Raw genomic sequence first — 6,621 nt, forward strand, 5'->3', positions numbered from 1 at the left:
TTTATGCACAACAACAATACCATTTCAGTAAAAATTGCTAATCCGAACGGTACAAATAAAACGGTTGCTGTCAAAAATAATGATAAAAAAAGCATCCCCTCAAAAACAAACCGAAAAGAAGCAAGTGTTAATTTTTCGCCACCAACTACAACACCATATCGTGCATCTACATACATTGTAGCCATTGACCCAGGACACGGTGGTAAAGATCCAGGTGCTATTGGTAAAATTCTAAAGATCAAAGAAAAAAATATCACTCTTTCTATTGCTAAAGAGCTAAAAGCATTGCTTGACCGAGATCCAAACTTTAAAGCAGTTTTAACTCGTTCTGGCGATTATTTTATTTCTGTGCCGGATCGTTCTGATATTGCGCGTAAATATAAAGCCAATTTTTTAATTTCCATTCACGCCGATTCTGCGCCCAGCACTTCACCGAAAGGGGCTTCGGTGTGGGTGCTTTCTAACCGCAGAGCCAACAATGAAATGGGGAAATGGCTTGAAGATCACGAAAAGCAGTCTGAACTGTTGGGCGGTGCCGGTAATGTACTCTCTACCCATAATGAAAAATATCTAGGACAAACCGTGCTTGACTTACAATTCGGGCATTCACAACGGGTCGGTTATGAACTTGGTGATAATATTTTGCGCCGTTTCGGTCAAATTGCGCAATTAAGCCGCAAGGAGCCACAGCACGCCAGCCTTGGCGTATTACGTGCACCGGATATCCCTTCGGTATTGGTGGAAACCGGATTTGTCAGCAATAAAGTCGAAGAGCAAAAGCTGAATACTCTTTCTTATCGCCGTCAAATTGCTCAGGCGATTTACAAAGGGTTGGTTGACTACCGCCGTAATAATTTAAGCAGTTCAGCACCGGCACCAAGCCATAGCAAGAGCGATAAACAGCGACATAATGCCACTAAAAATGAGAAATTACCGACATTCCATACTGTCGGCAAAGATGAAACCCTGTACCGTATTTCACGTACTTACAATATTTCTGTCAGTCGATTGTTAAAACTCAATCCTAAATTAAACCCGGATCATCTTTTAGTCGGACAAAAAGTACGATTAACGGAGAATTAATTATGCCTATTCAAATACTACCGCCGCTTCTCGCCAATCAGATTGCCGCCGGAGAAGTGGTTGAACGTCCGGCTTCCGTGGTCAAAGAGCTGATTGAGAACAGCCTTGATGCCGGAGCCGATAAAATTCAAATCGATATAGAACAGAGCGGTAGTCGTTTGATCCGTATTCGTGACAATGGCTATGGCATTGCAAAAGCTGAAATTCAGCTGTCATTAGTACGCCACGCCACCAGTAAAATCGCCACACTGGATGATTTGGAAAATATTTTGAGTTTAGGTTTTCGCGGTGAAGCCTTGGCAAGTATCAGTTCCGTTTCTCGGTTAACGCTTACTTCTCGCACAGCAGAACAGAACGAAGCCTGGCAAGTTTATGCCCAAGGGCAAGAGATGGATACCACGATCGTGCCGGCTTCTCACCCGGTCGGCACGACTGTTGAAGTGGAAAACCTCTTTTTTAATACGCCGGCACGCCGTAAATTTTTGCGTTCCGATAAAACTGAATTCGCTCATATTGATGAAGTGGTAAAAAGAATCGCATTAGCAAAACCGACCGTACATTTTACATTGACCCATAACGGGAAATTGATTCACCAATATAAAGCGGCAAATGATACTAACAGCCAATTAAAACGTCTTGCGGCAATTTGTGGCAACGATTTTACCGAACACGCTTTGCGTATTGATTGGCAATATGAAGAGATGCACTTGCAAGGCTGGGTGGCAGAACCACGATTTTTCCGTTCGCAAAATGATTTTAATTATAGCTATGTCAACGGTAGGATGATGAAAGACAAAGTGATTCTGCACGCTGTTCGTCAAGCCTATGCTGATTATCTTTCACCTGATCAATATCCGGCTTTTGTTTTATTTCTCGATCTCGATCCAACGCTGGTTGATGTCAATGTCCACCCTACCAAACACGAAGTGCGTTTTCATCAAGCACGTTTAGTACACGATTTCATTTTACAGGGCGTTGCCAATGCTTTGGCACAAACGAGCGAATTATTCGCACAAAATGATGAAAGCACTATGGTTATCGAAGCAGAAAAATCGCAACATATCGCCGAACCCAATGCGCATTATCAGCCAACGTTCAACACACATAATGCCTTTCCTCCGGCATTCAAAAATAATCGACAAGCTGCCGGTGAGAATATTTTTAATGCCAATAACCGCTGGGCAAGCACATCTTTATCTCAAAATGATAAGGCAGCTTATCGTCAATATGAAAAATTGCTGCAATCGGCACATTCGGATGAACAGATTTCCTCTACATCAATTAGCAATAATCGCCCTAACGCAATAGAAGGCACTGTTATTGAGCCATCATCAAACCTCACTGAACAAAACGATGAGCGTTTGAAAGTATTAACTCTATTGCCGCAAGGTTATTTATGTTTGCAGCAGCGAGAACAGCTTTATCTCTTGTCAGTGCAAAAACTCCAACAGTTGCATTGTCATTTACAGCTACAACAAGCGGATAAATCGATACAAGCGTTACTGATTCCAACAACATTTCAGTTGGATAATTCGCAGCTGTACACTTTTCATCAGTATCAGGCTTTCTTCTCTCAAGCCGGTTTCCAGATTCAACGTTATGAACAGCGTATTACCATTACGCAAGTCGCAATGCCGTTAAGACAACAAAATCTACAGCAGATTGTAATGTCATTGCTTAACCAAACGTTTGATGATTTTTCTCAATTTGTCGATTCCGTTTGCCAACAAATCACCTTTAAACCGATCAGTGTCTTGGCAGACGCCATCACTTTATTACAGGAAACGGAACAATTATTGCCGGGAAGCCAAAATATTGTGCAATATTGTCGTCAAATTGATTTAACACCCTATTTTGTGACCAATTAAACATTATGGATAAAAAACCACTTGCTCTCTTTTTAATGGGGCCGACCGCTTCAGGTAAAACCGGTCTGGCTTTGCAATTAGCCACAAAAATACCTTGCGAAATTATCAGTGTCGACTCTGCGCTTATTTATCGCGGAATGGACATTGGCACCGCCAAACCGACAGCAGAAGAATTGGCTATCGTTCCGCACCATCTGATTGATATTAAAGATCCGGCGGAAAGCTACTCTGCCGCCGATTTTCGTAATGATGCCTTAACCTTAATGCAGCAAATCTGCGCCAAAGGAAAAATTCCATTACTGGTCGGCGGTACAATGCTCTATTACAAAGCCTTATTGGAAGGGCTTTCTCCGCTACCGCAGGCAAATGCTGAAGTTAGAGCGCAAATAGAAAAACAGGCACAACAAATAGGCTGGCAAGGCTTACATCAACAACTTGCGGTTATTGATCCTCAGTCAGCACAACGCATTCATCCGAATGATCCGCAACGTATTAATCGCGCGCTGGAAGTCTATTATTTAACCGGTAAATCACTAACTGAATTGACCGAACAAAAAGGTGAACCTTTGCCTTATCGCTTGTTGCAATTTGCTATCGCACCCCAAGAACGTGCCGTTTTGCATCAGCGTATTGAACTTCGTTTCCAACAGATGTTGGCACAGGGTTTTCAACAAGAAGTGGAAAAACTCTTTGCACGACAGGATCTGCATTTAAATCTGCCGTCCATTCGTTGTGTCGGTTATCGACAGATGTGGGAATTTCTACAAGGAAAATATGATTTTGCAGAGATGGAATATCGTAGCATTTGTGCTACAAGACAGCTGGCAAAACGACAAATGACTTGGCTTCGCGGTTGGAATTCGCCAATAAATTGGCTAGATAGCCTAAATATCGAACAAGCCGAACAAGAAATCCTTGAAAAAATAGCACAAAATTAAAGATAAATTACTAATCTGTTAATTTCATTGATGACAGCACAAAATATTATTGTTATATTGTTGCGTGAGCTGTTTAAAGCTGGTTCAGTTTCTTAGTTTAATCGATTGCATAGCTACTAAAACTAAGATCTTACAGACATTATTGATTATTTTAATAAAAAAGGAAAAGAAAATGGCAAAAGGACAATCATTACAAGATCCTTATTTAAACGCACTTCGTCGTGAACGTATTCCTGTTTCAATCTACCTCGTAAACGGCATTAAGTTGCAAGGTCAAATCGAATCATTCGACCAATTTGTTATCCTTCTTAAAAATACTGTAAGCCAAATGGTATATAAACACGCTATTTCTACCGTTGTTCCTGCACGTGCAATTTCCCATCATAATCATCAAGCAAATGCAGTCAATCAGGAAGAAGACGCTGTTGTAACAAACGAAGAAGAGTAATTTATAACAAATTGATTTAACTTCCGGATTTCCTTTATTGTTTAAAGGAAATCTGCTTTTATTATCCCTTTTATTATCCTTTATCTATTAAGATAAGGGATTTTTTTATTAACCACTTAATGAAGTTTATTTTTATTAATTCTTTTGGACACATCTAATATTTTCACCGACTTTCACTTACCTCTTCCCTTAAATGTAACAAAAAAGTTTATATTGTTATAAATATTGCAAAAATGGTTAATTTTTGTTAGATATAAATTCCCCTATCTATCCTCAATATGGAGCTATTCTATGCAAAAATCATTTCGCAACTGGAAAAAGAATTTATTCACTGTATTACTGACACTGCCGTTAGTCAGTGTTGCAACATTTTCAAATGCCACCACTCAAACAACACAAGCTACCCAACAAACTGTTGCCGCGGCTTTGCGTTATGACAACAGCAAAGATATTTTTCATCCTGTTTATGGTACGCAAGGTATCGTAGCCACTGAACAACACCTTGCCAGCCAAGTTGGTTTGCAGATTTTAAAAGAGGGCGGCAATGCTATTGATGCTGCCGTTGCTGTCGGCTTTGCCTTAGCAGTTGTTCTACCAAATGCCGGCAATATTGGTGGCGGTGGTTTTATGATGTTACACGATGCCAAATCAGGTGAAGATTTTGCGATAGATTTTCGTGAAATGGCACCACTAAAAGCTCATAAGGATATGTATCTCGATGAAAAAGGTAATGTTATTGATGGAAAATCATTATTCACTCATTTTGCTGTTGGTGTGCCTGGAACAGTAGCAGGAATGGAATATGCTTTGAAAAAATGGGGAACAATGCCATTAGAAAAAGTGATTGCACCTGCGATTAAACTTGCTGATGAAGGTTTTATCATCAGTGATACGCTAGGGAAAACATTAGCAGTAGAAAAAGATAACCTTGCCAAATGGGAAAGCACTAAAGCCATCTTTTTCAAAGGGGAACAACCGTTAGCAAGTGGGGATCGTTTAATTCAAAAAGATTTAGCCCATTCATTGCAGCTTATTGCACAACAAGGTTCTCAAGCATTCTATCAAGGTGAAATTGCTGAAAAAATCGTTAAAGAAATGGAAAAGCACGGTGGCTTAATCACATTAGAAGATATGAAAGGTTACCACGCCATTGAACGCAAACCTATTAGCGGTGATTATCGTGGATACAAAATTGTTACTATGCCACCACCAAGTTCCGGCGGTGCCCATCTGATCCAGATATTAAATATTCTTGAGCATTATCCTTTAGCGCAATACGGTGCCAACAGTGCCGAAGCTATCACTAAATACGCCGAAGCAATGAAACTGGCTTATGCCGATCGTTCCGAATATTTAGGCGATCCGGATTTCGTTAAAATTCCTCTAAATGGTTTAATTTCTAAAAAATATGCAGATGAGTTAGTTCAAAAAATTCCTTCTGATCATATCGTGCCATCAAAAGAGATTAAGCCGGGTAAACCACAGCCCTATGAAAGTGATCAAACCACACACTACTCTATTATGGATAAAGCAGGAAATGCTGTCGCTGTAACTTACACACTCAACCTTAATTTCGGTAGTGGTATCGTTGCAGAAGGTACCGGAATTTTATTAAATAATGAAATGGATGATTTCTCTTCCAAACCCGGTGTACCAAATGCTTTTGGCTTAATCGGTGGAGAAGCTAATGCTATTGCAGCGAAAAAACGACCGCTATCATCAATGACACCAACATTGGTAATGAAAGATAATAAACCATTTCTCGTTACCGGCAGTCCGGGCGGCGCACGAATTATTACAACAGTTCTACAAAGTATTGTGAATACCATTGATTATAAAATGAATGTTGCTGAAGCAATTTCTGTGCCTCGTGTTCATCATCAATGGCTACCTGATGAGTTAAGAATTGAAGAAGGCATTAGTCCTGATACTATTCACCTTTTACAAAAAGAGGGATATAAGGTAGTCACCAAAGCCTCAATGGGACGTGTACAGATTGTACAATCTACAGAAGATGGTTTCTTCGGCGCATCCGATCCGAGAAATCCTGATGGCGCAACTTTCGCTTATTAAGCGCTTAAAAATAAAAATATCCCTAATTGAACAAATTAGGGATATTTCAGACTGCTGACAAACCTCTAGACATACCTCTAGAGGTTTGATCTAATAGGCATATCGAAAAAAGGAAATGCCTATGCTCAAAAATACACCCTCACTCCAATATGAAATCGAGATGATAAGTCTCGAACAACTCGTTCCAAAAGACCACCTTGTCCGTAAAGTC

General features: G+C 40.2%; 4 protein-coding genes and 1 pseudogene. All 5 read left to right on the forward strand.

From position 1 onward, the window contains the following. Positions 1 to 174: 174 nt before the first annotated feature. A pseudogene (locus tag A3EO_RS13870) lies at positions 175 to 856 on the forward strand (N-acetylmuramoyl-L-alanine amidase); the annotation flags it as partial. A 229-nt stretch (positions 857 to 1,085) separates the two neighbouring features. Continuing rightward, positions 1,086 to 2,951, forward strand: coding sequence for a DNA mismatch repair endonuclease MutL (mutL, locus tag A3EO_RS0110850; RefSeq protein ID WP_018347164.1), 1,866 nt, complete (start codon positions 1,086 to 1,088; stop codon positions 2,949 to 2,951). A 5-nt stretch (positions 2,952 to 2,956) separates the two neighbouring features. Continuing rightward, on the forward strand, positions 2,957 to 3,889 hold the full coding sequence (gene miaA / locus A3EO_RS0110855; RefSeq protein WP_018347165.1) for a tRNA (adenosine(37)-N6)-dimethylallyltransferase MiaA: 933 nt from the start codon (positions 2,957 to 2,959) through the stop codon (positions 3,887 to 3,889). A 172-nt stretch (positions 3,890 to 4,061) separates the two neighbouring features. After that, positions 4,062 to 4,337, forward strand: a complete 276-nt coding sequence (gene hfq / locus A3EO_RS0110860; RefSeq protein WP_013746731.1) for an RNA chaperone Hfq — start codon at positions 4,062 to 4,064, stop codon at positions 4,335 to 4,337. Positions 4,338 to 4,628: 291 nt separating this feature from the next. Beyond that, entirely contained in the window at positions 4,629 to 6,410 is a 1,782-nt protein-coding gene (ggt, locus tag A3EO_RS0110865) for a gamma-glutamyltransferase (protein WP_018347166.1), read from the forward strand. Positions 6,411 to 6,621 lie beyond the last annotated feature (211 nt).

This window comes from Gallibacterium anatis DSM 16844 = F 149 (assembly GCF_000379785.1).
GTDB lineage: Bacteria > Pseudomonadota > Gammaproteobacteria > Enterobacterales > Pasteurellaceae > Gallibacterium > Gallibacterium anatis.